Below are 26,701 nucleotides of genomic sequence, written 5' to 3'. Positions count from 1 at the left end.
TAGTCCGTTTGGAAGTTTTTGAGAACTTTTTGGAGCGGCTTAATTACGCCGCTCCTACTATTCCGCAGAATTTATCCTCTTTCGGGCGGGGCTTCTGCCCCCTCACCCCATGCCGACTGACGAGGAGATCTGTATGACTGCCGCAAGCACGACAGCACAGCGAGACGATCGGGCCCCCTGGGCCGCGATGGCAGGCATCATCGCGACCGTGACCGTGTTTGCCGTGGCGCAAGGGCTGACCTATCCGCTGCTGAGCTTCATCCTGGAGCGGCAGGGAACGGCCTCTGGCCTGATCGGTCTGTCGGCAGCGATGACGCCCTTGGGCTTCATTATATCGGCACCCGTCATTCCGGTGCTCTCGCGGCGGGTGGGCGCAGCGCGGCTTGCGATCCTCTGTTCGATCCTGGCCGCCCTCACCCTGATTGCGATTGCCGGGCGGCAGGACGTTTGGGCCTGGATGCCGCTGCGCTTCCTACTCGGCTTCTTTGCCAATCCACTCTATGTCATCAGCGAGACCTGGCTGATCGCGATCACGCCGGCGTCGCGCCGGGGCCGCATCATGGGCCTCTATTCATCGATCGTTTCGGCCGGCTTTGCCGTCGGTCCGCTCTCGCTCGGCCTCAGTGGCACGGAAGGCTGGGCACCCTTCCTGATCGGCATTGGGGCCTTCCTTGGTTGCGGCCTGATCGTGCTAGTTGTCGCCTTCCGCCTGCCTGACATGCCCGGCGGAGGCGAGGCAATATCGGTCGGCGGCTTCCTTGCGCGGGCGCCGCTGCTGCTGTTTGCGGTTTTCACCGCCGCCGCCTTCGAGCAGATTCTGCTCTCCCTGCTTGCCGTCTATGGCGCGGCACTCGGCAGCACTGAAAGCCGCATCGCTTCGCTTATCACCTGTTTCGTTGCCGGCAATGCCGTGCTGCAGATTCTGCTCGGGCGCGTGGCGGAACGGTTCGGCGCGACGCGCACCATGTTATTCTGCGTCCTCACTTGTCTTTCCGGCTGCCTGCTGCTGGCGTCAACCTTCACCACCTGGTTCATCTGGCCACTCGTTTTCATCTGGGGCGGCGTCTCGTTCGGGCTCTACACCATGTCGCTGATCCAGCTCGGCGAGCGTTTCAACGGTCAAGCCCTGATCGCTGGAAATGCGGCCTTCGCCTTCGCATGGGGCATCGGCGGCATGGCGGGCTCGCCCACGGCCGGACTGGCAATGCAGCTGTTCGGAGATCAAGGGTTGCCATCGTCCCTCGCCCTACTCAGTTGTCTCCTGGCGATTTCTTTGTTGGCCGCGAGGCGGCGTGAGCAATGAAGGACCTCGCGTGCTTTCGATAAGTCCCTCGGCCGCGAGATTCCTACTCTTGAATTTCGCCCGCAAATATATAACATGTTATATAACATTCAATGCAATTGGAGAGACTGAATGGTCGAAGATGTGGTGCGAACACTTGGCCTTTTGTGTCTGGGCAGCCGGTTGCGTCGCATCGGCGAGAGACTGCAGGCCGATACGCAGCAGGTCATCGACGAAGCCGGCGTCGCCATCCAGGCAGGTCAGTATCCATTCCTCGCAGCGATCGACCGGGCCGGGCCGCTGACGATCGGCGAGCTGGCGCAGGCGGTGGGCATCACTCAGCCCGGCGCGACGCGGACCATCGGGCAGCTTCTCGAACTCGGCTTCGTCGATATGCAGCCGGCGCCGGACGATCAGCGCCGCAGATTGGTGTCGCTATCCGACAAAGGAAAGGAACTCGTCGATCATTCGAAGGCAACCATCTGGCCGCGCGTTGCGGCTGCGGTTGCGGATCTCTGCGGCGACCTCGACGGACCGATCCTGGAGCAGCTCGCCGCCATCGAAGATAGGCTTGCGGCACTGCCGCTCATACGCCGGAGCACGGTTACAGGCCCGCACGCCCTTTCCAACGCGCAATAGGGAGAGAAAGACTATGATTCACGTGCTCGACCGGCCGATCTGGAGCGCACTCAAAACCGCGCATGCCGCTCTTGCCGAAGGCAACAGCTACGCACGGCGATACCCGCCCTCCATCGTCCCTTTCGCGGCCTCTGCCGACGATAGCCCTGAGAGCCTCGATACCCTGGAGAATCTGCCGTCGGCCGAAGAGAAGATGTTTCTCGTCGAGGCCGGGCCGATTGCCATTCCACCCGGTCTTGCCGTCGTCATGGAGGCGCCGGTGACCCAGATGGTTGCCGAGCGGCCCCATGAGAGGATTTCGGATTCCCGCATTCAGCCGCTGACCGAGGCCGACGCCGCCGACATGCTTGACCTGGCTAGCTTGACCAGACCCGGGCCGTTCACCCTTCGCGCCCAGAGCCTCGGCAGCTTCTGGGGGATCAGGCACGAAGGCCGTCTGGTGGCGATGGCCGGGCAGCGTATGCGGCAGACCGGTTTCATCGAACTGAGTGGCCTTTGCACCCATCCCGAATTCCAAGGGCGTGGCCTCGGCACCCTGCTGTTCCGGTTCGTTGCCGGCGAAATCGCTGCTAGCGGCGACACGGCCTATCTGCATGTCTATGCGGGGAACACCTCCGCCATATCCCTCTACAAGGCGCAAGGCTTCACGCTTCGCTCGGATATGAACATGCGGGTGGTCAAACGCCACGCCTGAGCTGTTGCTCAACGGCTGGGACGGCGTCTCCTCCCCAGCACCGCCAATTTGAGGGGCTTCGGTTCGAGAAACTACCTTACGGCCGCCGGCAGCACTTCGTATTTCCAGAATTTTTCCGGGCTGAAATAGGTTGTGGCGAATTCGCGGATATTTGCGGCGGTAACCTCGTCGTAGCCGCTGAGATTGCTGCGTATGCGGTCCAAACGACGCGGATCGGTCTGGGCGCCGCGCAGATATTCAACCCAGTACTCGTTGCCCTGCCGCTGGTGTTTCAGTGTCTCGATGATGGGTTCGCGAGCGCGTGCGAGCTCGTCGGCAGAGACATCATGCGACCCGAGATCATTGGCGATCTCGTCGACAAGTTCATAGAAGCGCGCGAGCTTTGCCGGATCCGTCTCGACATAGAAATAGGCGTAGCCATAGCCGGGAATTTCCCTCGACAGATTGACGTCGCCGTCCAGCGCGTAGCTTGCCCCTTCTGCAATACGAAACTGGTCGGTCAGCCTATTCTGGAAGATCCGGGTGGCAATATTGGCGGTGAAGGAGCGCGAGAGATCGGAGAGCAAATCGCCGACGGGAGCCCCGACGACGGCGGCGGCGCTATCTGCCCTTCCGTTATGGGTCTGCATAACGGGCTTCTCGGTGGCCGCCGGAAAACGCACGTTACCCCAATCATTGCTCGGCGCCGCCTCCGGGCGTGGTGGCAAAGCGCCAAAGGTTTCAGCTGTCAGCCGGATGGCGTCGTCCACCGTCACGTCCCCGACGATGGTGATATCGATCGGGCCATTGGACACCACAGGCCGGAAAAGCGCCTCGAAATCGTCCGGCCTGGTGGCGGACAACTGCGCGCGATCGGGAAAGGTCCAGCGCGGATCGCCGGAGTGGACGAGACCTCCGAGGTTACGGCTGACAACGCCGCCAGGGGTCGCCTCATACTGATCGAGGCCGCTCAAAAAGGCCTGCTGCACCCGCCTGAACGCCTCGGGGCGGTATGCGGGATCGGAGGTGTATGCCGTCATGAGCTGCAATTGCGTCGCCAGATCCTCAGTCCGCGTACGACCGTCGAACTTGAAGGAGCTGTCGCCTACCGAGACGTCAAGGCCGACGATGTTGGCGGTCAGCGCCTTCTGCATATCCTGGTAGTCCATGGCCTTCACGCCGGACAGCGCGACCGCCGGCGATGCCCAGATCGGGAGGGGACGGTCATGTGGCAAGTCCAGCCGGCCCCGGCCGATATCCTCCCGCACCAGCACTTCATTGGCGCGCAGCTTGGTTGGCTTGACGGTAAGCCGTACGCCGTTGGAAAAGCGCACCATGGTCAGGCCGAGATCTTCGATGGCGCGGCGTTCGACCACAGCGCCCGGCGCGCCGAAATGGGTGTAGGGCCAGGCGACATCGGCTGCACTGGAGGGCGCCGAGACGGCAATCGCCTTGGAAGCGTGATAGACCTGCCGGAGCGCGTCGGCTCCGCCCCGCGGCGATTGGGCGGTCTGGAGCACGATCTGCGGACCATTGCCGGAGAAAGCACGCTGCAGGGCCTGATTGACCTCGGCCGCGGTGGCGCCGTTCGTCACCCTCTCGAAGAGCGAGAGGTCGTCGGCAGGCGACGTGAAGACGTGATTGTCATCGACGCTGCCAGCCAGCGCCGAAGCGATATCGGTGGTCGTGCGCGTCGTGGCTCCGGCGGCAGCAGCCTTCAGGGCCGAGCGATATTCGAGGATTTCGCGATCGAGCTCAGCCTGGGCAACGCCGAACTGTTGAATACGACGCTGTTCCTGGTCAATGGCACCGAGTGCCGTCTGCCATTTGTCCGGTTCGGAATTCGCCGTGACCAGGACGACATGAGCGGAATCGAGGAGATCCTGGGAGCCGACGCCCGCGCTGATGAAAGGCGCGTCCGCCTTGCTGGCGATGGTGCTGACCCGGCGTTTGAGCACCATCAGGCCGAGATCTTCAATAAGCTGCGTGCGCCGCTTGGCCAAGGTGTCGGGTGCGGCGTCATAAGGACGCGTCCAGGCGATCTGGACGCTGGTCATGCCGCCGGGAACGACGATGACGTCCGCGCTTTCGCCTTTCGCCTGCAGCGCGCCAGTATCCTGACTTGCAGGCGTCGGTCCTATGGCTTTCCAGTCGCCGAAGCGCTGCCGGATTTCGATTTCCATGGCAGCGGGGTCGATATCGCCCACCACGATCAGCGTCGCCCGATCGGGCCGGTAATTGGCCCGGTAGTAATCGCGGACGAGGTCTACAGGCGCATTGCTGATAATATCGGCTTTACCGATCGGCGGGCGCATGGTCACGCGCCGGCCGGCGAGCAATGAATTCAGGATTGCGAGCCCCGCGCGGTATTGCGGCGTATCGCGTAGCCGCTCTTCCGACAGGATGACGCCGCGCTCGCGATCGAGGGCGCTGGCATCGAGGGTCAGCTCGCTCGCCGTCTCTCGCATCAGCATCAGGCCCGTGGAAAGCGTGTCTGGATCGACCTCGGGGAGATCGAGCGCATAGACAGTCTCGTCATAGGAGGTATGGGCGTTGGTGTCCGGTCCAAAGGCCAGGCCCTTGCGCTGCAGGATACGGATCATCTCGCCTTCGGCGACATGCGTCGAGCCTTTGAAGGCCATGTGCTCAAGAACATGCGCCAGGCCCTGCTGGTCGTCGTTTTCCTCCAGTGAGCCGGAGCCGATGCGAAAGCGGATCGCTGCCTGTCCTGATGGCGTGGCGTTGCGCATGATTGCAAAGCGCATGCCATTGGCGAGCACGCCGAAATGGACATTGGAATCGGCTTGAATGTCGCTTTGCGTTTGCGGCCAGGCGGTGGACGGCGTGTCGGCATAGGCCGGCGATGCGAAAATTGCGACAAGGGAGACCGTCGCGAGAAACCGCCAAGCGGCGGCGCATTCCATTTGTTTGGGAGACATTCTTATCCAGGCGATGAGCATGAAGAGAGGAAACGGCTTTGACCCGTCCATTCCATAAGTTGCATATCGCTTCAACTTCCATGTGTGAATGGATAAGACACAGATAATTCGGGTTAGGGCTCGCGGGAGCTCCATAGAAATCTTAGAATTATCTAATAAGCTGTTGATATTTAAATATTATGATGGCAATGGACATCGTCATTCCCGATGGAATTCCCCACATCTCGTCAATTGTCAGATCACTGTCATCGAGCCCGACTAAAGGATTGCGCTTCGACGCTGTGAACAAAAGGACGCATTCGATGGCGACATTACAGCAAGTCGCATTCCGGGCAGGATGTTCGCTGGCGACGGCAAGCCGGGTTCTCAATCGCAACGGACCGGCCAGCGATCTGATGGTGCGCAAGGTGCGCCGTGCCGCCGCCGAACTCGGTTATCGCCCGGCTGGCCATGCTGTCGGGCGGCTCGGGCGCAGACCGGTAATCGGCGTCTTGATCCCGAGCATCACCAATCCGGTCTTTGCCTCGTCGCTGTCGAGCATCCAGAACCGCATGCTCGTCGCCGGCCATGGGGTGTTGATCGCCCAGTCGAATTACGATCCGGCACGCGAGGCCGATGCCGTCGCCGCACTTCTGAATGACCGGCCGACCGGGCTGATCCTCACCGTCTGCGACCCGTCGACGAGCGAGGCGCTGCTCCCCAAGCTGCCGCCGACCGTGCTTCTCAACAACCTCCCGACGGCTCAGTTTCCGGCGGCCGTCACCGCCGACAATCGCGGCGCCGGCCGGGAGATCACGACGTTCCTGATCGGCATGGGCCACCGCCACATTCTCTTTCTCTCCGGCAATTTCGCCGCCTCCGATCGCGCTCGTCTTCGCTACCAGGGTTACCTCGACGCCATGGCCGAGAACGGCCTGACGCCGCTCGACGCGATCCAGATCTCCTTCGTCGGCGGCTATGACCAGCTCGATCTCAGTGCGGCGATGACCTCGCTTTCGCCGACGGCGATCATCGCCTCCAACGATCTTCTGGCGCTCGGCGTCATCGGCGCGCTGAAGCGCGAGGGGCTGTCGGTGCCGGGGGATGTTTCGGTCGCCGGCTTCGACGGCATCGCCATCGGCCGGCTGATCGATCCGCCGCTGACGACCATCGAAATGCCGGATGCCAGCATGGGCGCGACGGCCGCCTCGCTACTGCTCGACATGGCGGAGAATGCCGCCCCTGCCCGCCACCTCGACGTCGCCTATACGCTGCGCCGCGGCGGCACGGTGCGCGCCATCTAAACCACCCGGAGATAAAAGGCCGCCGCGCGCTCGGCGTGGCGGCCCCTTCTTCTGACGCGGAAAACGATCAGCTGCGCGGCAGCATGCCTTCGACATCGGCGGCTGCATCGTCGAGCGCTTCCTTCGGCTCGGCCGACTGGTCGACGATGCGCGAAAGATTGTCGACGATTGTCTGGGTGACCTTGACGCCGTTCGAGCCGGGGAAGGCATACCAGGGGATCATGACCGGCATCTGGCTGAGGCCAGCCTGGAACAGCGGGTTCTGCTTGTAGAAATCGCCGAGATATTCGGGCGACTTGGCGGCAAGCTCGTTGTTCGGGACATAACCGGTGCCGGGCACAACGACCGAGGCGCCGTAAGGGCCGGCGGCGAATTTGGCGAATTTCCAGGCGGCGTCCTGCTTGGCGGCGTCATGGGTCAGGATGACGACGGCATTACCGCCTGTGGGAAGGCGGCCGTTCACCGGATCGATCAGCGGGATCTTGGCGGTGCGCAGATCGAATTTATTGCCGACATTCTTGATCGTGTTGCGCAGCGCGCCTGTGGTCTGGAATTCGAAACCGACCTTGCCGGCGGCGAAAGCCTGTTCGCCGGCGGGCTTGGTGAAGACCGGCATGCCGCCCTCGGTGACCAGACGATGCAGGACCTCGACGGCCTTCTGACCTTCCGGGCCGTTGAAGGCGACCTTGCTTTCGTCATCGCTCAGCATCTTGCCGCCGGCGCCGAAGAGCAGCGCCGAAAACATCCAGTCGTCGCCCTGCCAGCGGAAATCGATGCCGTCGACGCCGTTGCCGAGCGCCTTGATCTTGCCGCCGAGCGCAATGACCTCATCCCAGGTCTTCGGCGGATTGTCGGGATCGCCGCCGGCCGCCTTCACGAGATCGGCGTTGTAATACATGATCGGGTTGGAGGTCGCGAAAGCGAGGCCAACCTGCTTGCCTTTGACCTGGGCGAGCTTGAGGATCGTGTCGGAGAAGCCCTGCTCGGCCATGTTGCCGTCCTTCTTGACGAGCGGGCCGAGGTCGACGGCGACATCGCGTTCGTCGAGCATGCGCAGGCGGTTCAGGCCGATGAAGGTGATATCGGGCATTTCGCTGGTGCCGGCCTGGCGAAGGATCGTCTGGATGCCTTCTTCATAGGTGGCCGAGGGGCTGGCGAACTGGATCTTGATATCGGGGTTCTCAGCCATGAACTTCTTCGAGATCGTGTCCATAACGTCCTTGAAGAAACCCGGCATCGGGTAGTGAACCGTCAGCGTCGTCTCGGCATGCGCGGGAAGCGCGATTGCCATCGATACGGCCGCTGCGGCGAGAATCTGGGTGATATGTTTCATCGCTCGTTCTCCTGGTTGAAGCCGGTCAGCCTTTCAGACCGGTCATGGTGATGCCCTCGACGAAACGCTTCTGCGCAAGCAGGAAGGCGGCGACGAGGGGAAGGGTTATGATGAGGGTCGCCGCCATCAGTGCGCCGTAGTCGTCGCCGGCCTCGGCGGCGCGGAAATACATCAGCCCGAGCGGCGGCGTGGCATAGTCCTGCTTGCTGATGACGATCAACGGCCAGTAGAGATCGTTCCAGTGGGCGACGACCGAGAAGATGGCGAAGGCGGTGACGGCTGGCCAGGCATTCGGCACGATGACGCGGGCGACGATGCCGAGCTCCGACATGCCGTCGAGGCGTGCAGCATGGATGAGGTCGTCAGGCATGGCACGGAAGAACTGCAGGAACATGAAGATCGCGAAGACCGAAATCGTAAAAGGCGCGACCAGGGCGGCATAGCTGTTGAGCAGCGCGGCCCGGTCGAAGGCGACATAGAGCGTCAGCGCCGTGGCATGGATCGGCACGAGAAGTCCGAGCATGACCAGCACCATCATGGCCCGCGCCGCGCCGAAACGCAGCTTCGCCATGGCATAGGCACAGGGGATGGCCACCAGCACCTGAAAGGAGAAGATCAGCCCGCAGACGACGACGCCGTTCCACAGGAGCCGCGCCATCGGCACCCGGCTCAAGGCCTTGGTGAAATTCTCGGCATAGGCGAGATGCGCCGGGATGAGCGACAGCGACGAGGTAAAGATGTCGCTCTGCGTCTTGCCCGCCGCCGAGATCATGAAGACGTAGGGCGACAGGAAGATGATTGCGCCCAGCGAAAGCAGCGTCAGGCGGATGATCCTGCCAAGGGAAAATGCGCTCGTCATGTATAATGCACCCGGCGATCGAGAATGCGGTATTGCAGGAACATCAGCACCACGAGGATCAGCAGGAAGACCACGGTCATCGCCGAGGCATAACCGACGCGTAGGTAGACGAAACCCTCCTGGTAGATCGTGAAGAGCAGCACTTCAGACGCCTTGTTCGGGCCGCCCTCGGTCAGCGTTTTGACAGTCTCGAAGACCTTGACCGCATTGGTGATGCTAATGGTGATGACGAAGAGCGTCGTCGGCCCGAGCATCGGCCAGGTCACCAGCAGGAAGCGATCGAAGGAGGATCTGGCGCCGTCAACTTCGGCCGCGGCGTAAAGCTCGCGCGGGATCGCTGTCAGACCGGCCAGAAACAGCACCATGTTGAAGCCGGCTGATTGCCAGACGCCGATGATCGACAGGCTGTAGAGCACCGTGCCCGAGCTGCCCAGCCAATTCGGACCGGCCAGGCCGACGAATGACAGCAGCGCGTTGAGCGGGCCGATCGTCGGGTGGAACATATATTGCCAGACGGTCGCCATGGCGACGATCAGCGAGGCAACCGGCAGGAAATAGGCGGTCCGGAAAAAGCTGCGGGCCGCGGTCTCGCTCTCGATCAGCAAGGCGATGCAGAGACCGAGCAGGATCGAGACCGGCGCCACGATTGCCGTATAGACCGTCGTATTCCATAGCGACTTGCGGAAGGTGCGGTCGGTGATCAGGTGAGCGTAATTCTCGAAGCCGACGAAGCGAAACTTGCCGTAGCCGAGTTCGAAATCGGTAAAGCCGAGCACGACGACAGCCGCGACCGGCAACAGCACGAAGAGAAAAAGCAGGATCATCGCCGGCAGCACCAGCATCCAGGCGATGCGGGCCTCACTGCGGCGATGAGCAAGGGCGGAATGATCGGGGATGGCCAGTGAGGCGGTACTAGCCATGCGCCCTCTCCCGCTGGGCATCGGAAGCGCCAGCGAGCCCGGCATCAGCAGCGCTGAGCCCGGCATCAGCGGAGCTGAGCCCGGCATCGCCGCCGGCGACGAAGCCGGCCAGCCGGCTGCCGTCCTCGGCAAAGATCAGCGTCCGGCCGGGCGACAGTCGCAGTCCCACGGCATCGCCGGCCGCAAGCCCGGAGGCTTCGGACGGCTGTACCTTGGCGATGACGGTCTCGCCGATCGCATCGAGCCGGCAATGGAGGATAACCTCGGACCCCAGGAATTCGACGCGTTCGATCCGGGTGGCAAGGCCGTCATGTCGGTTCTTGGAAAGAAAGACGAATTCGGGGCGAATGGCGAGCGTAACCGGCATGTTCCCGGCGAGTGCATTTTCAAGCGTCAGCCGCAGGCCGCCGCAGAGGATGACGCCGCCTTCGGCAAAGGCCGGAAGCAGGTTGATGCGCGGCTGGCCGATGAAGCGGGCGACCTCGATATGGGCCGGATCGTCATAGATCACCTGAGGGCTCGCGATTTGCAGCAGCCGGCCGCCCATCATTACGGCGACGCGGTCGGCCATCGACAGCGCTTCTGCCTGGTCATGGGTGACATAGAGCGTCGGCACGCCGGCACGGCGATGCAGGTCGACGATTTCGCCTCGGGCGTGAACGCGCAGGTTGGCGTCGAGGTTGGACAGCGGCTCATCCATCAGGAAGATGCTCGGCTGGCGCACCATGGCCCGGGCGAGCGCCACGCGTTGGCGCTGGCCGCCCGACATCTGGCCGGGTTTGCGGTCGAGCAGATGGTCGATCTTCAGCGAGGTCGCCATATCGCGGACGTCGCGGGCGATCGCCGCACGGGTGGCGCGCTGGCCCGGGATCAGCGATCCGATGAAAGGCAGCCGCTGCGTCCTCGACAGCCGGCGCATCGCCAGCGGCACGGCGATGTTCTGAAACGCCGTCAGATGCGGATAGAGCGCGTAGGACTGAAAGACCATGGCGATGTTGCGCTCGGCGGCCGCCACACCGGACATGTCGTTCCCGCCGATCAGGATTTCGCCGCTATCGGCATGATCGAGGCCGGCAAGGACGCGCAAGAGCGTGCTCTTGCCGCAGCCCGAGGGGCCGACCAGGGCGATGAATTCACCGGCCCCGACATCGAGGCTGACGCCGTTGAGGATCGGGTTGCCGCCGAAGGCCTTGATGATGCCGCGAAGCGAGAGCGCGCTCATTCGACAGGTTCCCGCTGCTTGACCGCCTGCGGATAGACCTCGAGCACGACATCGTCGAGCACATGCGCGGTCATGCCGGGAACGGCGACGATCTGGCTTTCGACCGATATATCGAACTCGTGGACAACGGCGCCGATCAGGCGCTCGCCCGGCATCTCGCGCTCCATCTTGTCGATGATGAAGGCAGCCGACGGGCCCCACGTCAGCTGGGTGTTGTCGAAGCGACCCTGCCAGGCCCAGTGAAGGTGGCCGCTGGCAAACAGCGCCACGTCATGGGCTGCGATCAGATCATAAAGCCGCCGGCGCTGAGCCGGGCGAACGCTCCAGTAGCCGGTATCGCCTTCATCGGGTGTATCGACGAACAGAGGCTTATGCGCGAAGAGAGCCGCGCGCCGTCCTGCCCTGTCTTCAAGCGCCTGGGCGAGCCATTCGAACTGGGCCTCTTCCTCATCATCCTCATGACCGAGAAGCAGCGAATTCAAGCCGATGAAGCGCCAGCCGGCCGCATCCTCGAGCCAGCGATCGTCACCGGCAAGGCTGCGCCAGCGGGCCAGCCGCTCGGCATTGACAGGCTGCTCGGTTTCCCTGAAGTGACCGACATCGTGATTGCCGGGAACGATCAGCATCGGGATCGACACTTGGCGCATCAGATCCATCGAGAAGGTGATGTCCTCGTCCTTGTCGGCGCCGTCGACGGTGAGATCACCGGTATGGACGATCAGATCGGCGCCGGTCGCTTCGATCCAGTTTAAAAGCGGCGCCCAATTGCCGTTGAAATGCGGTTTACTCGGGCTGAAATGGGTGTCGGTGATCTGAATGATTTTCATGAGGGCGCGTCTCCGAGACCTGGAAGCGCGTCACTGACGCTCCCTTCTCGGACCCTCTCTAGAAGGCTCCCATGTCAAACAGGCATCCGCGGTTTTCAGCTGTTTTTCAGTTTTGACATCAATCCGTCATGCAGGCGCAGACCGCCCACGAGAATGGGGCGGCCAGCGGCAGGGTCCGCGGAGGTCAGTGCCGCGGCGCGGTGGCGGGAATTGACGACACGGTTGCCGAAACGGGGTCGCTTGCTGGAAAGCTATCTTCGAGGCCTTCGTTCAGCTCCTCTTCCAGCGTTTCACTGTCATGGGTCGAACGTGCGCTCGGCTGACCTTTCAAACCCTTGCTGCCTTCGTCGAAGTTGCCGTTGCTCAAGGCGTCGTAACGGTTGATGCTGCCGTCTGCGCCGCGGCCGGGAAAGGCGGTCAACTGAACCATCATCACCTTGGCGTGGTCGAGCGCCGTCGAGCTGTCGAGTTCGCCATGGGAATTATCGATTTTGACGGAAACCGATTCTCCTCCCTCGCCCAGGAATTCGACGGTGAAGAAGTCGCCGGACTGCGTCACGCGTGTATCAATCAACTGCATGGAAACCTCCTGTGTTCATGCCGGATCAACGGCGATCAACATCAGGAGTTCCCGCGGCAATACCATTTCAATCGGAGACGCATGCCGCGCCGAGGTTGCAGTGGCTTACCCTCGACCGATATTTATGGTTAATTTATTAATAATTCAGCTTCTATAGTTGGAACAATGCGGCCTTTCCGAGTGTTGATCTGCGCCGTGGAGGAACCCCGATGATCTTGAAAATCCTTGCTCCGAAGACCGACGCCGATTGCCATGATACCGGCACCTATCCTGACGGGATCTTCGCCGAAAACCGTATCGACCTTTCCTCGCGCCGCGACGACCGCCGCCGCTCGCCGCATGAGCGCGATTACGGCGCCGACAGGAAACTGGAAAACCTGCCACTCGGCTTCGCCTGAGATTCCTCTGGGAGAAGTGGGACGCCCTGCTGTTTGCCGCTCAACTGGCATGCGCATCACCCGCAACCGCGCGCTGGTTTTTGTCAAAAGCGGTACGCGACAGAAGTAACTTGCATGATGATAGTCGCTGCTGTAGTGACTATCATCATGCAACGGACGAGCTTCAGTCACTTCAAATGCCCGGCAGCACGCGCGCTCGACAGCGTCGGCGACTGGTGGAGCATTCTGATCCTGCGTGATGCCTTCCAGGGGCTGTCGCGCTTCGATGAATTCCAGAAAAGCCTTGGCGTGGCTCCGAACATCCTGACGCGGCGGCTCAAACACCTTACGGATCAGGGTCTGTTCGAACGGCGGCTCTATCAGCAGCGCCCTGCCCGCTACGAATATCTGCTGACGGAGAAGGGCCGCGATTTCTTTCCGGTGCTGATGGCGCTGTTTTCCTGGGGAAGCCGCCATATTCCGGAAGAGGATCTCGCCTTTCTTCTTAGCGATGCAGCCTCCGGCAGAACGCGCGAGACCATGCTGGTCGACGCGCAGACCGGTGAACAAGTGACACCCGAAAACACCGGCCTGATTGCAGGCCCTGCAGCCGATGACGCGGTGCGCGCGCGGATCGCCCGCATGCGCGCCTGGTATCTCGGCATTGACGCATAGAAAGGAAAATATCATGGACCGCGTTGTTGTTACCGGCATGGGACTTGTCTCGCCGCTCGGCACCGGCGTCGAGCCCGCCTGGAAACGCCTTGTCGGCGGCGCCTCCGGTCTGAGGGCACTGCCCGAGGATGTCGTCGGCGAACTCGCGGCCAAGGTCGGCGGTATCGTTCCCGGTATCACCGAGGATGTCGAGGCCGGCTTCGACCCCGACCGCTACATCACACCCAAGGACCAGAAGAAGATGGACCGCTTTATCCATTTCGCCATGGCGGCGACGGAAGAAGCGGTGAAGCAGGCAGGCTGGATGCCGACCGACGAAGGTGAGCGCGAACGCACCGCGACGATCATCGCCTCCGGCGTCGGTGGCTTTCCGGCCATTGCTGAAGCGGTGCGGATCGGTGAGGCGCGCGGCGTGCGGCGGCTGTCGCCGTTCACCGTGCCCTCCTTCCTCGTCAACCTCGCGGCCGGCCAGGTCAGCATCCGCTACGGCTTCAAGGGGCCGCTCGGCGCACCGGTAACGGCCTGCGCTGCCAGCGTCCAGGCGATCGGCGATGCGGCGCGGCTGATCCGCTCGGGCGAGGCTGATGTGGCGATCTGCGGCGGCGCCGAGGCTTGCATCGACAAGGTGAGCCTTGGCGGCTTTGCCGCTGCGCGTGCCCTTTCCAGCGGCTTCAACGAGACGCCGGAGCTGGCCTCGCGCCCCTTCGACACGGCCCGCGACGGTTTCGTCATGGGCGAAGGCGCCGGTATTTTGGTGATCGAGACGCTCCAACATGCGCTCGCCCGCGGGGCGACGCCACTTGCCGAACTCGTCGGCTACGGCACGGCGGCGGATGCCTACCACATGACCGCAGGTCCCGAGGACGGCGACGGCGCGCGCCGGGCCATGGAGGCCGCGCTCAGGCAGGCGAAGATCCCTGCTTCCGAGGTCAAACACCTGAACGCGCACGCCACTTCAACGCCGGTCGGTGACAAAGGCGAGATCGCCGCGATCGGCACCGTCTTCGGCCGCGATGGCGCCATCGCCGTCAGCGCGACGAAATCGGCGACCGGCCATCTGCTCGGGGCCGCCGGCGGGCTGGAGGCAATCTTCACCATCCTGGCGCTGCGCGACCAGATCGCGCCACCGACCCGCAACCTCGATGAAGCCGATCCTGATGCCGACGGCATCGATATCGTCGGCAAGACGGCGCGAACGCTGGCGATGGACTACGCCATCACCAACGGTTTCGGTTTTGGCGGGGTGAATGCCAGCGCCCTCTTCCGGCGCTGGTCGTAAAGTCCGCTTTCCTTGCGCTGGAAATGGCCTACACTTCCACTCCATCGGGGATCATTCCCCGATAGAGCTGGAGATCAACCAATGCGCGCCTTCTTCGCAGTTGTCATTCTGTGTGCCGCGTCCCTCCTCTCCATCGTCTCGGCCCGCGCCGAAGATCCGATCGACACGACGCGGACGATGATCGAAAACCAGATCAAAGCCTTCCTCAAGGACGATGCCGAGACCGCCTATTCCTTCGCCGCTCCCGGTATCAAGGCGATGTATCCCGACAAGAACCTGTTCTTCTCCATGGTCAAGAAGAGCTACGAGCCGGTCTATCACCCCGGCAACTACGCCTTCGGCCGCAGCCGCTCGATCGACAACGGCGCGCTGATCTACCACGAGGTGCTGATATCAGGCCGCGACGGCAAGGACTGGACGGCGGTCTACCAGATAACCCGCCAGCCGGATGGCAGCTACCGGATCAACGGCGTGCAGATCATGCCGGATGCCGACAGCAAAGGCATCTAGACTATTGCGTATTTTCTCAGATTAAAGTTGTGCTCTGCATCCCCAGCACGTAGAGAACTGATGTTTTTCTGCCAGGGTAAACCTCAATGCCTATTTCCTTCACGCGGTCGCTCGCAGCGCTCATCATCAGCCTTTCCACCGTGCCAGGTGCGGCGCAGGCGGAATCCTTTTCTAAGCTCGCACAGCAGGGCTACGCCATCGGTAAACTCACCAAAGGAAAGCACGGCGGCTACGGCTGGGTCGTCTCGAACGGCAGCAAGCAGTTCTTCTGCCGGCTGGATGCCAGCCTGGCTTATGTGAGCAAGAAGGAGATGGTGAGCATCCTTTCAAGCGGACGGCTGGTCATGCTGGACCGTGCCGCGTTTGAGGCATCGATCGGTGGCCCTGATCCGTCCATACCGCAATGGAGCGATCTTCAGGCCGGCCGCGTCAAACCGGCCGATGTCGGAAGTTGCACCCCCACCCGCTGATTGACCGAGCGCACCAAGGTGGAGGACGAAGCGGTCTTCAGCGATCGCCTTGCGGATCCTGCGTCAGTTCCGGAATAGCGGCGTGCCGATCATGCCGGATGCCAACAGCAACGGCATCTGATGTGCTGTTCTTGGCTGGATCAACAATGCAGCACTGATTCCTTGCACTAACTATTTTGAAATCGTGCTGGAGTAAAAAACCGCCAGCGGGGGATTGGCAGGTTGAATACTGGAAAGCGATATTTCACGGCTCTTGAAGCGTTGCGGGGAATCGCGGCCATCATGGTCATGTTCCTGCATACTGGCGGCACGCTCGGTCCGATACCGGGGAATATCAGCTATCTCGCCGTGGACCTCTTCTTTCTTTTGAGCGGCGTCGTTCTTGCAAATTCATACGAAAGGCAACTGGCAACGGGACAGATCTCGCCTGCCGGATTTTTGCTGCAACGTATCATTCGGCTCTATCCTGTTTATCTGCTTTCTCTTCCTGTCGGCCTTGTCAGCTATACAATTCAATTCGGCTTCGATTATCTTACCCTCGCCGGCCTTCTGCTGAGGGCGATTCTGTTCATTCCAAACGCGGGCACGGGGGGCGCCTTTCCGTTAAACGGGCCGAGTTGGTCGCTCTTCTTCGAACTCTGGGCTGGAGTGCTGTTTTCCGTTCTTCTGGTACGACTATCGTCCAGAATCTTGCTCGCCATCGCCCTCGGAGCAGCGGGTATCACCTTGTACGGAGCGCTTGGAGGCAATTTCGACATTGGCCATCAGGCGGGCTACTTCGGATTTGGCTTCTCGAGAATTTTGTTCTCGTTCTCGCTCGGGATCTGCCTTCACAGGTTGTACGAGGTACGGCCGCCGAATGCGGTCAATAGAGGAAATACCATCGGCATTCTCCTCTGTGGTTGCCTTATTGTGATCACGAATATACCCGCGAGCACATTCTACGGCCTTCCCTATTTTGATCTTCTAATATGCCTGACGATTTTCCCGGCGATTGTCTGGGTCGCAATGCGCACGAGGCAGACTGGCCTTGTCGAGCTGGCATTCCGCTGGCTGGGGATCGTTTCCTACCCGATTTATATCCTCCACGCGCCCATCTTCGAGTTGCTTCATCTACTGCGGCAAAAGGGCTTGGACCTCCCGGCCTCCCCAGGCGCCGGTATGGTCGTCGTGATCGCGATTTTCATCATGGCCGGCATCGTCGCCATTCACTTCGACGAGCCAGTGCGCAAAAAGCTCAAAACAATGGTCGTGCCGAGACCAGCATCTGAGGTTCCCGCGGAGCGCCGCGCGGGAGCGAGCTAGTCTTACACCGGGTCGAGATCGCCCCTTGCCCATTCCGCCATCGTTTCCGCCATGAAATCGGCGAAGCGGCCTTCGTCGATCGCCTTGCGAATGCCCTGCATCAGTTCCTGGTAATAGGCGAGGTTGTGCCAGGAGAGCAGCATGCCGCCGAGCGCCTCGTTGGCGCGGACGAGATGGTGCAGATAGGCACGCGAATAATCGCGCGAGGCCGGGCAGTTCGATTGCTCGTCGAGCGGGCGCATGTCCTCCGCGTGGCGGGCATTGCGGATATTGACCTTGCCGCGGCGGGTGAAGGCGAGACCGTGGCGGCCGGAACGGGTCGGCATCACGCAGTCGAACATGTCGATGCCGCGGGCGACCGATTTCAGGATGTCGTCAGGCGTGCCGACGCCCATGAGGTAACGCGGCTTTTCCGAAGGTAGCACCGGCAGCGTCGTTTCCAGCATCCGCAGCATGACGTCCTGCGGCTCGCCGACGGCAAGACCGCCGACGGCATAACCCTTGAGGTCGAGCTGGCTCAGCGCCTCGGCCGAGCGGATGCGCAGCGCCGGAATGTCACCGCCCTGGACGATGCCGAACATCGCCTTGCCTGGCTGCTCGCCGAAGGCGACCCTGCAGCGCTCGGCCCAGCGCAGCGACATCTCCATGGCGCGCTCGATCTCCTTCGGCTCGGCCGGCAGCGCCACGCATTCGTCGAGCTGCATCTGGATATCGGAGCCGAGCAGCCCTTGAATTTCGATGGAGCGCTCCGGCGACATGTGATGCAGGCTGCCGTCGACATGCGATTTGAAGGTGACGCCCTGCTCGTCGAGCTTGCGCAGGCCGGAGAGCGACATGACCTGGAAGCCGCCGGAATCCGTCAGGATCGGATGTTCCCAGCGAATGAGCTTGTGCAGGCCGCCCAGACGGGCGACGCGTTCGGCGGTCGGGCGCAGCATCAGGTGATAGGTATTGCCGAGGATGATGTCGGCGCCGGTCTCGCGCACCTGGTCGAGATACATGGCCTTGACGGTACCGACCGTTCCGACAGGCATGAAGGCCGGCGTGCGGATTTCGCCGCGCGGCATGGAGATTTCGCCGAGGCGCGCTCCGGCATCGGTCTTCTTCAAGGTGAATTGGAAGTTCTCGGTCATTTGTCTTTCCGGAAAAGAAGGCTCGCGTCGCCGTAGGAGTAGAAGCGGTAGCCTGTCGAAATGGCATATTCATAGGCGGCGTGCATGGTTTCGAAGCCTGAGAAGGCCGAGACCAGCATGAAAAGGGTCGAGCGCGGCAGGTGGAAATTGGTCATCAGAATGTCGACCGCCTTGAAACGGTAGCCGGGTGTGATGAAGATACCGGTGGCGCCGGACCAGGGCTTGATCTCTCCGCTTTCCCCGGCCGCGCTTTCGATCAGCCGCAGCGAAGTCGTGCCGACGCAGACGATACGCCCGCCCCTTGCCTTGACGGCATTCAGCCGGGCGGCGATTTCACCGCTGACATAACCACTTTCGAGATGCATCTTGTGATCGTCGGTATCGTCGGCCTTGACCGGCAGGAAGGTGCCGGCCCCGACATGCAGCGTGACGAAATGGCGCTCGATGCCGGCCTTATCCAACGCCGCAAACAGATCAGGCGTGAAATGCAGGCCGGCGGTGGGGGCGGCGACGGCGCCCTCCTCGCGAGCATAGATCGTCTGGTAATCGGCGCGGTCGCGCTCGTCCTCGGGACGTTTGGCGGCGATATAGGGCGGCAGCGGAATATGGCCGACGGCAGCGATCGCCTCGTCGAGGGCGGGGCCGGACAGATCGAATGCGAGCGTCACTTCGCCGGCCTCGCCCTTTTCCTCGACGGTGGCATCGAGCGAGCCGAGGAAGCAGCTTTCACCGGAATGGCCGAAGGCGATGCGGTCGCCCTCCTTGATGCGTTTGCCGGGCTTGGCAAAGGCCTTCCAGCGGCTGGGGCCGACGCGCATATGCAGCGTTGCCGACACCTGCTGGCTGCCGGCGCCGTCGCGATGGCGGATGCCTTCGAGCTGGGCGGGAATGACCTTGGTATCGTTGAAGACGAGCGCGTCACCGGCGCGCAGAAACGACGGCAGATCGTAAACGTGATGATCCGAGAGCGCGCTTTCCGCATGGGGATCGACGATCAGTAAGCGCGCGCTATCGCGCGGTTCGGCGGGCCGCAACGCGATGCGTTCATCGGGCAGATCGAAATCGAAAAGGTCTACGCGCATAAGAGCACTTTCAAAGCGAAACCCGCCCCCGCGCTTTCGCGCAAGGGCGGGTTCCAGCAGAAATCACAATCAGACGTCGGCGGCAACCCGCATGGAGACGATCGAGTCCGGATCGGAAACCGGTTCGCCGCGCTTGATCTTGTCGACATTGTCCATGCCTTCGATCACCTGGCCCCAGACGGAATACTGCTTATTCAGCCACGGCGCGTCGGTGAAGCAGATGAAGAACTGCGAGTTGGCCGAGTTCGGGTTCTGCGAACGGGCCATCGAGCAGGTGCCGCGAATATGCGAAGTCGCGGAGAATTCAGCCTTCAGGTCCGGCTTGGAGGAGCCGCCCATGCCGGCGCGGCCGGGATTGAAGGTTTCGGAACCCTTCTTGCCATATTCGACATCACCCGTCTGGGCCATGAAATCCTGAATGACGCGATGGAAGACGACGCCGTCATAGGCCTTCTCACGGGCGAGTTCCTTGATGCGGGCGACGTGCTCCGGGGCGACCTGCGGCAGCAGCTGAATGACAACCTTGCCCTTGGTGGTTTCCAGAATGATGGTGTTTTCGGGATCCTTGATCTCGGCCATTGCCTTCTCCTCTTGTTTGTCTCGTAACTTACTTCTTGCCCAGGGTGACCTTGATCATCCGGTCGGGATTTTTGACTTCGCCGTTCTGGCCTTCGCCGCGCTTGATCTTGTCGACATTCTCCATGCCGGAAACGACCTTGCCGACGACGGTATACTGGCCGTTCAGGAAGGAACCGTCGGCGAACATGATGAAGAACTGCGAATTGGCGGAATTCGGATCCTGGGAGCGGGCCATGCCGACCGTGCCGCGCACGAACGGGGTCCTGGAGAACTCAGCCGGAATATCGGGCAGATCGGAGGAGCCGGTGCCGGCCAGGCTGGCATCGAAGCCCTTTTCCATGTTGCCATATTTGACGTCGCCGGTCTGGGCCATGAAGCCGTCGATAACACGGTGGAAGCCGACATTGTCGTATTCGCCCTTCTTGGCCAGCGCCTCGATCTGGGCAACGTGCTTCGGCGCGACATCAGGCATCAACTGGATGACGACAGGGCCGTTCTTCAGCTGGATGGTGAGATAGTGATCGGCCGCCTGGGCAAAGGCATCCCCGGCGAAGGAGGCCAGATAGAGCACGCCGGCAAATGCGAGATAAAAGAGTTTCATATGGGCTCCGTTGCGGCGAGTTCCGCCTGGTCTTTGCGTTTGCTAGACTTTTTACTTGCTAGTTTGGGCGCTTGGATGTGAGGGCTTGCAAGACGGCGGCCGGCACGAAAGCGCTGACATCGCCGCCCATGGCGGCGATCTGGCGGACCAATGTGGCGGTAATGGGCCGCGAAGCCGTGCCCGCCGGCAAAAAGATGGTCTGGATGTCGGGCGCCATCGCCCTGTTCATGCCGGCCATCTGCATTTCGTAATCAAGGTCGGTACCGTCGCGAAGGCCGCGGATCAAAAGCGTTGCGCCATGGGCACGGGCGGCATCGACGACCAGATTGTCGAAGGCGACGACAGTGATGTCGCCGGTCTTGCCGGGCAGCGCTTGCGCCAGGGAGAGGCGGATCAGCTCGGCTCTCTCGTCGAACGAAAAGAGCGGTGCCTTGCCGGGATGGATGCCGATCGCGACGATCAGCTTTTCGGCGACGTTCAGGGCCTGGACCAGAACATCCACATGTCCGTTGGTGATTGGGTCGAAGGACCCAGGATAGAACGCTGTCGTCATCTAGCTCAGCCGTTGGTTTGACGCCTTTTGTCATGGATGCTGCCTTGCCGCAAGTGATTTGCCCCGCCGTTTCCTACGGCTGAACGGCGAATGAACGTGCCATTCAAGGCTGTTTCAGACAGAACCTGCTTAACTGGATCATCAAGGCAGCCGATGCCATTCCGACATCCGGCGTTCCCCGAAAGACCATGTTCATGCTGATCGTGCTCGTTGCGCTTGCCGTCCTTTTCTCTCTCGCCGCCGAAATGGCCTATGGCTTTTTCGCCGATCGCTACGAGGTGAGCTGGGTGCGGCCGGAGCTTGCCGAACATGCAGCGATCGTGCGCGCCCAGGGCCGGCTGCGCGAACAAAACCGGGTCTCGAATCTGAACGCCAGATGAACGAGACATTCAAGGAGGCTTCAGATCGCCATTGGTAAACACCCCTCAACATCCGACGGAACCATTTTCAAACGGATGCGTTCACTCAACCGACCCATAGATGCGATTAGCGCGGCAGGAAGGACTAAACATGCCCGGCAAGATTACGATGATTAACGTGCTCTGGATGGTAATGGTCACGGGCATGCTCACCGCAACTGTCGCTCTCTATGATCAGAAGGCCGATACGTCCAAGGTTTATGGTCCCTATGCTTCGGCCCGCGCGGCCGTGCTGGGCCAGTACTGAGGGGCGAGAACGCAACTCCCCAGGAAAGGAATGCCTATGTTCACGATCTTGACAGTACTCACCGCCCTCATCAGCGTGATGTTCATCGTGTCTGTGGCCTCGACGATTTCAGCGCTCCGGCGCGAAGACGCGGAGATGAAAGCGCTGAACGAAAAACATAGCGCATTCTGACATTCCTCCCTTCCCCACCCAAGAGCGGCACCCTTCCGCCGCCTCGGGTCCTTCAAAGCCGGATGCACCCAGCGTCCGGCTTTTTTCTTGGGGATAAGCCAGGCTAAGCCCAAAAGAAAAGGGCGGCCCGAAGCCGCCCTTTCAGCTGATCATTCCTCGGCAGGCCCGGCGGGATCACCATCGGCAACCGGCGTTTCGCCGACTGAACCTTCCTCAGCAACGGAAGCACCTTCGGCGGTCTCGACGGCTTCCTCCGTCTCATCCTCTTCCGGCTCGCTGATGCGTTCGACCGAAACGACCTTCTCGTCCTTGGCCGTCGAGAAGATAGTGACGCCCTTGGTGGCGCGGCTGGCGATACGGATGCCGCCGACCGGCACGCGGATCAGCTGGCCGCCATCCGAAACCAGCATGATCTGATCGCCGTCATCGACCGGGAAGGCCGCAACCAATTCGCCGATTTCGCCGGTTTTCGAGGTGTCGGTGGCGCGGATGCCCTTGCCGCCGCGGCCGGAGATGCGGAAGTCATAAGACGACGAGCGCTTGCCGAAGCCCTTCTCGGAGACGGTGAGCACGAACTGCTCGCGTGCCTTCAGCTCTTCATAACGCTCATCGGAGAGCTGCCCCTCCTCGGTGACTTCCTCGCCGACGAGAGCGATATCCTCTTCATCGACGCCCGTCGCGCGACGTTCGGCGGCAGAGCGCTTCAGATAGGCGGCGCGCTCCCACGGCTCGGCATCGACATGGCCGACGATGGTCATCGAGATAATGCGATCGCCCTCGCCGAGATTGATGCCGCGCACGCCGATGGAGTTGCGACCGGCGAAGACGCGAACATCGTCGACGGAGAAGCGGATGCACTGGCCGAGCGCGGTGGTCAGCAGCACGTCATCACGTTCCGTGCAGGTCTCGACGGAGAGGATTTCGTCGCCCTCCTCCTCGAGCTTCATGGCGATCTTGCCGTTGCGGTTGACCTGGACGAAGTCCGACAGCTTGTTGCGGCGAACCGTGCCGCGCGTCGTCGAGAACATGACGTCGAGATTGTCCCAGCTCGCCTCGTCCTCGGGCAAGGGCAGGATGGTGGTGATGCGCTCTCCGGGTTCGAGCGGCAGCATGTTGATCAGCGCCTTGCCGCGCGAGGTCGGTGTGCCGATCGGCAGACGCCAGACCTTCTCCTTGTAGACGATGCCTCGCGAAGAGAAGAACAAAACCGGCGTATGAGTATTGACCACGAATAGCCGGCTAACGAAATCCTCGTCGCGGGTGGTCATGCCGGAGCGGCCCTTGCCGCCACGGCGCTGAGCGCGGTAGGTGGTCAGCGGTACCCGCTTGATATAACCGAGATGCGAGACGGTGACGACCATGTCCTCGCGGGCAATGAGATCCTCATCGTCCATTTCGAGGCCGCCATCGACGATCTCGGTGCGGCGCGGTGTGCCGAACTCGTCGCGCACGGCGGTGAGTTCATCCTTGACGATGGTCTGGATGCGGACACGCGAGGACAGAATATCGAGATAATCCCGGATTTCCTCGCCGATCTTGTTGAGTTCGTCGCCGATTTCGTCACGGCCAAGGGCCGTGAGGCGGGCAAGACGCAGCTCAAGGATGGCGCGGGCCTGCTCTTCCGACAGGTTGTACGTCATGTCCTCGTTAATGCGATGGCGCGGATCGTCAATCAGACGGATCAGGCTTTCGACATCTGCCGCCGGCCAGCGGCGGGTCATCAGTTCTTCGCGGGCCGACTGCGGATCAGGCGCCTGGCGGATGACGCGGATGACTTCGTCGATGTTGGCCACCGCAATGGCAAGGCCGACCAACACATGGGCACGCTCGCGCGCCTTGCGCAGCAGGAATTTTGTTCTCCGGCTAACGACTTCTTCGCGGAAGGAGACGAAGGCGCGCAGCATGTCGAGCAGCGTCAGCTGCTCCGGCTTGCCGCCGTTCAGCGCCACCATGTTGCAGCCGAATGAGGTCTGCAGCGGCGTATAACGATAGAGCTGGTTGAGGATGACCTCGGCATTGGCGTCGCGCTTCAGCTCGATGACGACGCGATAGCCCTGCCGGTCGGATTCGTCGCGCAGGTCGGAGATGCCCTCGATGCGCTTTTCGCGCACCAGTTCGGCCATCTTTTCGATCATCGTCGCCTTGTTCACCTGATAGGGGATTTCGGTGATGATGATCTGCTCACGGTCGCCACGCATCGGCTCGATCGTCGCGACGCCGCGCATGATGACCGAGCCGCGGCCGGTCTCGTAGGCCGAGCGGATGCCGGCGCGGCCGAGGATCTTGGCGCCCGTCGGAAAATCCGGGCCGGGAATGATCTGCATCAGTTCCGGCAGTTCGATCGCCGGATCGTTGATCAGCGCGATGCAGCCGTCGATCACTTCGGAAAGATTGTGCGGCGGAATGTTGGTCGCCATGCCGACGGCGATGCCGCCGGCGCCGTTGACGAGCAGGTTCGGGAATTTCGCGGGAACCACGACCGGTTCGGACAGCGTGCCGTCGTAGTTGTCGCGGAAGTCGACGGTTTCCTTGTCGAGATCGTCGAGCAGCGAATGGGCGGCCTTTTCGAGGCGGCATTCGGTGTAACGTTCGGCCGCCGGCGGATCGCCGTCGACGGAGCCGAAATTGCCCTGACCGTCGATCAGCGGCAGCCGCAGCGACCAGGGCTGCGCCATGCGGGCGAGCGCATCATAGATCGCGGCATTGCCGTGCGGATGGTATTTACCCATCACGTCGCCGGTGACGCGGGCGCATTTGACGTATTTCTTGTTCCAGTCGATGCCGAGCTCGGACATGCCATAGAGGATGCGCCGGTGCACGGGCTTCAGGCCGTCGCGCACGTCGGGCAGCGCGCGGCTGACGATGACGCTCATGGCGTAATCGAGATACGACCGCTGCATTTCCTCCATGATGGAGATGGGCTCGATGCCTGGCGGGAGCTTCCCGCCGCCGGGGGGTGTTTGCTCAGTCAAAACAGATCACGATCTCTTCTAGAATCACTTGAAGATTTATAGCGGAAAGCCTGTTCCCGCGCCAATTTCCGAGCGCGTTTTGAACAGGCTTTTGCGGCCGAAAAAGGGTAAAGCACGGGACTTGTGCGGCCGGACCGGACAAATCCGCAACGGCCACCCGCGGCATATTTGCCAAATCCAGATCCCCGCTTCACAATTGCAGAAAATCACGCACCCATATGGGCTTTCGGAGAGACGATGGCAAGCGCCGACCAGTTGATCAACGCCTTCACGACGCTTCTCGTCACCATCGATCCGCCCGGGCTGGCACCGCTGTTCCTGGGGTTGACGACCGGCATGAGCAGGGCCCAGCGCACGCAAGTGGCGCTGCGCGGTTCGACCATCGCCTTCATCATACTCGCCGTCTTCGCTTTGTTCGGCGCCGGCGTGCTCGGCGTGCTCGGCATCTCGATCGGTGCCTTTCGCATCGCCGGTGGGCTGCTGCTCTTCTGGATCGCCTTCGAGATGGTCTTCGAGAAGCGACAGGACCGCAAGGAGAAGGCGACCGAGGTGGCGATCACCAAGGATCATATCGAAAATGTCGCCGTTTTTCCCCTCGCCCTGCCACTGATCGCCGGCCCCGGCGCGATTTCGGCGACGATCCTGCTTGCCGGGACGCTCGCGACCTCGATCGGAAAGCTGCAGCTGATCGGCGTCATCGCCGCCAACCTGCTGCTGACCTTCCTGATGCTGCTCGTCGCCGAACGGCTCGACCGCTTCCTCGGCGTCACCGGCCGGGCAATCCTGACCCGGCTCCTCGGGGTCATCCTCGCCGCGCTCGCGGCGCAATTCGTCGTCGATGGCGCGAAAGCAGCGCTCAATCTCATCAGCGCGACGCCGCACTGAAAAGGCGCCAGCGGAAGCAATCGTCGCTGGAAAACAGAGAAGAGCATGATGCCGTTCAGGACACCATGCTCTCAGCTGCTCATAAAATCAGGAACGGCAACCGATCAGAACGGGATATCGTCGTCGAGATCGCGCGAGAAGTTGCCGCCGCCGCCGCCGCGGTTCGACGATGAGGACGATGCCGGAGCGCCGTAGTCATCGCCGTAATCATTGTTGCTGCTGCCGCCGCGGCTGCCGCCGAAGCCGGAGCTCGCACCACCACCGTCGCCGCGGCCATCGAGCATGGTCAGCGTCGAGCTGAAGCCCTGCAGCACCACTTCCGTCGAATAGCGGTCCTGGCCCTGCTGATCCTGCCATTTGCGGGTCTGCAGCTGACCTTCGATATAGAGTTTGGCGCCCTTCTTCACATATTGCTCGACGACCTTGCAGAGGCCTTCGTTGAAGACGACGACAGTGTGCCATTCGGTCTTTTCCCGGCGTTCGCCGGAATTGCGATCACGCCAGGTCTCCGAGGTGGCGATACGGAGATTGGCGATCGGCCGGCCATCCTGAGTGCGGCGGATTTCGGGGTCTGCACCCACGTTTCCAACCAGAATTACCTTGTTTACGCTACCAGCCATGCTTCTCACCCTGCCTGCCGCCCTGCCCGGCGGCGTTTCAATCGATCGGCGCACCTTAAACCATCACGGACCGCCGATGCGCATGGGCGGCATTTAATCCACATGTTTATCCATCAGAAAGCCGCATGCATTCATCAGGAATTTTTGTTCTTTATTTGTTCTAGTTTATCCGTATGATCCTGTCAACAGAATCGAAAACCTTGAACCTTCCCGGATATTCAGCCTCGACTCGCCCGCCGGCATCACTAAATAAGGGCTGTTATCCA

27 protein-coding genes and 1 pseudogene are annotated in these 26,701 nt (G+C 61.7%); 14 read left to right on the top strand and 14 right to left on the bottom strand.

Translation table 11 applies throughout. From position 1 onward, the window contains the following. The first annotated feature begins 133 nt into the window (after nucleotides 1–133). The 3 genes from A7X77_RS15375 (at nucleotide 134) to A7X77_RS15365 (ending at nucleotide 2,615) form a co-directional block, all read left to right on the top strand. Nucleotides 134–1,303 carry an MFS transporter gene (locus A7X77_RS15375; protein WP_064683727.1) on the top strand — a complete coding sequence of 390 codons (1,170 nt, stop codon included), beginning with the start codon at nucleotides 134–136 and terminating at the stop codon, nucleotides 1,301–1,303. 111 nt (nucleotides 1,304–1,414) lie between these two features. Beyond that, entirely contained in the window at nucleotides 1,415–1,921 is a 507-nt protein-coding gene (locus A7X77_RS15370; RefSeq protein WP_064683726.1) for a MarR family winged helix-turn-helix transcriptional regulator, read from the top strand. 13 nt (nucleotides 1,922–1,934) lie between these two features. Beyond that, complete coding sequence (locus A7X77_RS15365) at nucleotides 1,935–2,615, top strand: GNAT family N-acetyltransferase (protein ID WP_064683725.1); 681 nt, start codon at nucleotides 1,935–1,937, stop codon at nucleotides 2,613–2,615. A 71-nt stretch (nucleotides 2,616–2,686) separates the two neighbouring features. Here the strand turns inward: A7X77_RS15365 and A7X77_RS15360 are convergent, their stop codons facing one another. Continuing rightward, complete coding sequence (locus tag A7X77_RS15360; protein ID WP_064683753.1) at nucleotides 2,687–5,533, bottom strand: M16 family metallopeptidase; 2,847 nt, start codon at nucleotides 5,531–5,533, stop codon at nucleotides 2,687–2,689. A 302-nt stretch (nucleotides 5,534–5,835) separates the two neighbouring features. Between A7X77_RS15360 and A7X77_RS15355 the strand changes: the two genes are divergently transcribed. Beyond that, the gene (locus A7X77_RS15355; protein ID WP_064683724.1) at nucleotides 5,836–6,816 is read left to right on the top strand and encodes a substrate-binding domain-containing protein; all 981 of its coding nucleotides are present in this window, start codon (nucleotides 5,836–5,838) and stop codon (nucleotides 6,814–6,816) included. 67 nt (nucleotides 6,817–6,883) lie between these two features. Here the strand turns inward: A7X77_RS15355 and A7X77_RS15350 are convergent, their stop codons facing one another. The 6 genes from A7X77_RS15350 to A7X77_RS15325 all read right to left on the bottom strand — a co-directional run bounded on the left by A7X77_RS15350 (nucleotide 6,884) and on the right by A7X77_RS15325 (nucleotide 12,557). Next, entirely contained in the window at nucleotides 6,884–8,149 is a 1,266-nt protein-coding gene (locus A7X77_RS15350; protein ID WP_064683723.1) for an ABC transporter substrate-binding protein, read from the bottom strand. A 25-nt stretch (nucleotides 8,150–8,174) separates the two neighbouring features. Continuing rightward, on the bottom strand, nucleotides 8,175–9,008 hold the full coding sequence (locus tag A7X77_RS15345; RefSeq protein WP_064683722.1) for a carbohydrate ABC transporter permease: 834 nt from the start codon (nucleotides 9,006–9,008) through the stop codon (nucleotides 8,175–8,177). Next, on the bottom strand, nucleotides 9,005–9,928 hold the full coding sequence (locus tag A7X77_RS15340) for a carbohydrate ABC transporter permease (protein ID WP_064683721.1): 924 nt from the start codon (nucleotides 9,926–9,928) through the stop codon (nucleotides 9,005–9,007). Before A7X77_RS15340 ends, A7X77_RS15345 begins: the two co-directional genes overlap by 4 nt. Continuing rightward, the gene (locus A7X77_RS15335) at nucleotides 9,921–11,150 is read right to left on the bottom strand and encodes an ABC transporter ATP-binding protein (protein ID WP_064683720.1); all 1,230 of its coding nucleotides are present in this window, start codon (nucleotides 11,148–11,150) and stop codon (nucleotides 9,921–9,923) included. The genes A7X77_RS15340 and A7X77_RS15335 overlap by 8 nt, the downstream gene beginning before the upstream one ends. Then, a complete protein-coding gene (locus A7X77_RS15330; RefSeq protein ID WP_064683719.1) occupies nucleotides 11,147–11,977 on the bottom strand; it encodes a metallophosphoesterase family protein in 831 nt (276 codons plus the stop codon). Before A7X77_RS15330 ends, A7X77_RS15335 begins: the two co-directional genes overlap by 4 nt. 184 nt (nucleotides 11,978–12,161) lie before the next feature. Next, entirely contained in the window at nucleotides 12,162–12,557 is a 396-nt protein-coding gene (locus A7X77_RS15325; protein WP_038688926.1) for a hypothetical protein, read from the bottom strand. Between the two features lie 209 nt (nucleotides 12,558–12,766). On the opposite strand from A7X77_RS15325, the gene A7X77_RS15320 reads away from it, so the two are divergent. The 6 genes from A7X77_RS15320 to A7X77_RS15295 all read left to right on the top strand — a co-directional run bounded on the left by A7X77_RS15320 (nucleotide 12,767) and on the right by A7X77_RS15295 (nucleotide 17,173). After that, entirely contained in the window at nucleotides 12,767–12,955 is a 189-nt protein-coding gene (locus A7X77_RS15320) for a hypothetical protein (protein ID WP_064683718.1), read from the top strand. 147 nt (nucleotides 12,956–13,102) lie between these two features. Continuing rightward, complete coding sequence (locus A7X77_RS15315; protein ID WP_064683717.1) at nucleotides 13,103–13,609, top strand: winged helix-turn-helix transcriptional regulator; 507 nt, start codon at nucleotides 13,103–13,105, stop codon at nucleotides 13,607–13,609. Nucleotides 13,610–13,622: 13 nt separating this feature from the next. Continuing rightward, nucleotides 13,623–14,888 carry a beta-ketoacyl-ACP synthase II gene (fabF, locus tag A7X77_RS15310; protein ID WP_064683716.1) on the top strand — a complete coding sequence of 422 codons (1,266 nt, stop codon included), beginning with the start codon at nucleotides 13,623–13,625 and terminating at the stop codon, nucleotides 14,886–14,888. A gap of 81 nt (nucleotides 14,889–14,969) precedes the next feature. Next, nucleotides 14,970–15,398, top strand: a complete 429-nt coding sequence (locus A7X77_RS15305; RefSeq protein WP_064683715.1) for a DUF4864 domain-containing protein — start codon at nucleotides 14,970–14,972, stop codon at nucleotides 15,396–15,398. Nucleotides 15,399–15,484: 86 nt separating this feature from the next. Further along, nucleotides 15,485–15,868 (top strand): hypothetical protein, encoded by a 384-nt coding sequence (locus A7X77_RS15300; RefSeq protein ID WP_064683714.1) that lies wholly within the window; start codon nucleotides 15,485–15,487, stop codon nucleotides 15,866–15,868. 222 nt (nucleotides 15,869–16,090) lie between these two features. Then, a complete protein-coding gene (locus tag A7X77_RS15295) occupies nucleotides 16,091–17,173 on the top strand; it encodes an acyltransferase family protein (protein ID WP_082928815.1) in 1,083 nt (360 codons plus the stop codon). A gap of 2 nt (nucleotides 17,174–17,175) precedes the next feature. Here A7X77_RS15295 and tgt read toward each other — a convergent pair whose 3' ends face one another. The 5 genes from tgt to coaD form a co-directional block, all read right to left on the bottom strand. Further along, nucleotides 17,176–18,306 carry a tRNA guanosine(34) transglycosylase Tgt gene (tgt, locus tag A7X77_RS15290; protein ID WP_064683713.1) on the bottom strand — a complete coding sequence of 377 codons (1,131 nt, stop codon included), beginning with the start codon at nucleotides 18,304–18,306 and terminating at the stop codon, nucleotides 17,176–17,178. Continuing rightward, nucleotides 18,303–19,388: a tRNA preQ1(34) S-adenosylmethionine ribosyltransferase-isomerase QueA gene (gene queA, locus A7X77_RS15285; protein WP_064683712.1), complete on the bottom strand. Its 1,086-nt coding sequence runs from the start codon at nucleotides 19,386–19,388 to the stop codon at nucleotides 18,303–18,305. Before queA ends, tgt begins: the two co-directional genes overlap by 4 nt. A gap of 69 nt (nucleotides 19,389–19,457) precedes the next feature. Continuing rightward, on the bottom strand, nucleotides 19,458–19,967 hold the full coding sequence (locus A7X77_RS15280) for a peptidylprolyl isomerase (RefSeq protein ID WP_064683711.1): 510 nt from the start codon (nucleotides 19,965–19,967) through the stop codon (nucleotides 19,458–19,460). 28 nt (nucleotides 19,968–19,995) lie between these two features. Then, nucleotides 19,996–20,568 (bottom strand): peptidylprolyl isomerase, encoded by a 573-nt coding sequence (locus A7X77_RS15275; RefSeq protein WP_064683710.1) that lies wholly within the window; start codon nucleotides 20,566–20,568, stop codon nucleotides 19,996–19,998. Nucleotides 20,569–20,626: 58 nt separating this feature from the next. Then, nucleotides 20,627–21,121 (bottom strand): pantetheine-phosphate adenylyltransferase, encoded by a 495-nt coding sequence (gene coaD, locus A7X77_RS15270; protein WP_064683709.1) that lies wholly within the window; start codon nucleotides 21,119–21,121, stop codon nucleotides 20,627–20,629. Between the two features lie 90 nt (nucleotides 21,122–21,211). Between coaD and A7X77_RS15265 the strand changes: the two are divergent. The 3 genes and pseudogenes from A7X77_RS15265 to A7X77_RS34215 all read left to right on the top strand — a co-directional run bounded on the left by A7X77_RS15265 (nucleotide 21,212) and on the right by A7X77_RS34215 (nucleotide 21,958). Next, nucleotides 21,212–21,501: pseudogene (locus A7X77_RS15265) on the top strand (hypothetical protein). Between the two features lie 130 nt (nucleotides 21,502–21,631). Beyond that, a complete protein-coding gene (locus A7X77_RS33520) occupies nucleotides 21,632–21,787 on the top strand; it encodes a hypothetical protein (RefSeq protein ID WP_197486839.1) in 156 nt (51 codons plus the stop codon). Between the two features lie 36 nt (nucleotides 21,788–21,823). After that, nucleotides 21,824–21,958: a hypothetical protein gene (locus A7X77_RS34215; RefSeq protein WP_280950336.1), complete on the top strand. Its 135-nt coding sequence runs from the start codon at nucleotides 21,824–21,826 to the stop codon at nucleotides 21,956–21,958. Between the two features lie 149 nt (nucleotides 21,959–22,107). Here A7X77_RS34215 and gyrA read toward each other — a convergent pair whose 3' ends face one another. Next, a complete protein-coding gene (gyrA, locus tag A7X77_RS15260) occupies nucleotides 22,108–24,930 on the bottom strand; it encodes a DNA gyrase subunit A (protein ID WP_064683708.1) in 2,823 nt (940 codons plus the stop codon). 237 nt (nucleotides 24,931–25,167) lie between these two features. Between gyrA and A7X77_RS15255 the strand changes: the two genes are divergently transcribed. Then, entirely contained in the window at nucleotides 25,168–25,815 is a 648-nt protein-coding gene (locus A7X77_RS15255) for a MarC family protein (RefSeq protein WP_064683707.1), read from the top strand. A 104-nt stretch (nucleotides 25,816–25,919) separates the two neighbouring features. Here the strand turns inward: A7X77_RS15255 and A7X77_RS15250 are convergent, their stop codons facing one another. Further along, nucleotides 25,920–26,435 carry a single-stranded DNA-binding protein gene (locus A7X77_RS15250; RefSeq protein WP_064683706.1) on the bottom strand — a complete coding sequence of 172 codons (516 nt, stop codon included), beginning with the start codon at nucleotides 26,433–26,435 and terminating at the stop codon, nucleotides 25,920–25,922. Between the last annotated feature and the right edge of the window lie 266 nt (nucleotides 26,436–26,701).

This window comes from Rhizobium bangladeshense (genome assembly GCF_001662075.1).
Classification (GTDB): Bacteria; Pseudomonadota; Alphaproteobacteria; order Rhizobiales; family Rhizobiaceae; genus Rhizobium; species Rhizobium bangladeshense_B.
The sequence above is the reverse complement of the archived record's forward strand: the minus strand, read 5'-3'. Positions and strand labels throughout refer to the sequence as shown.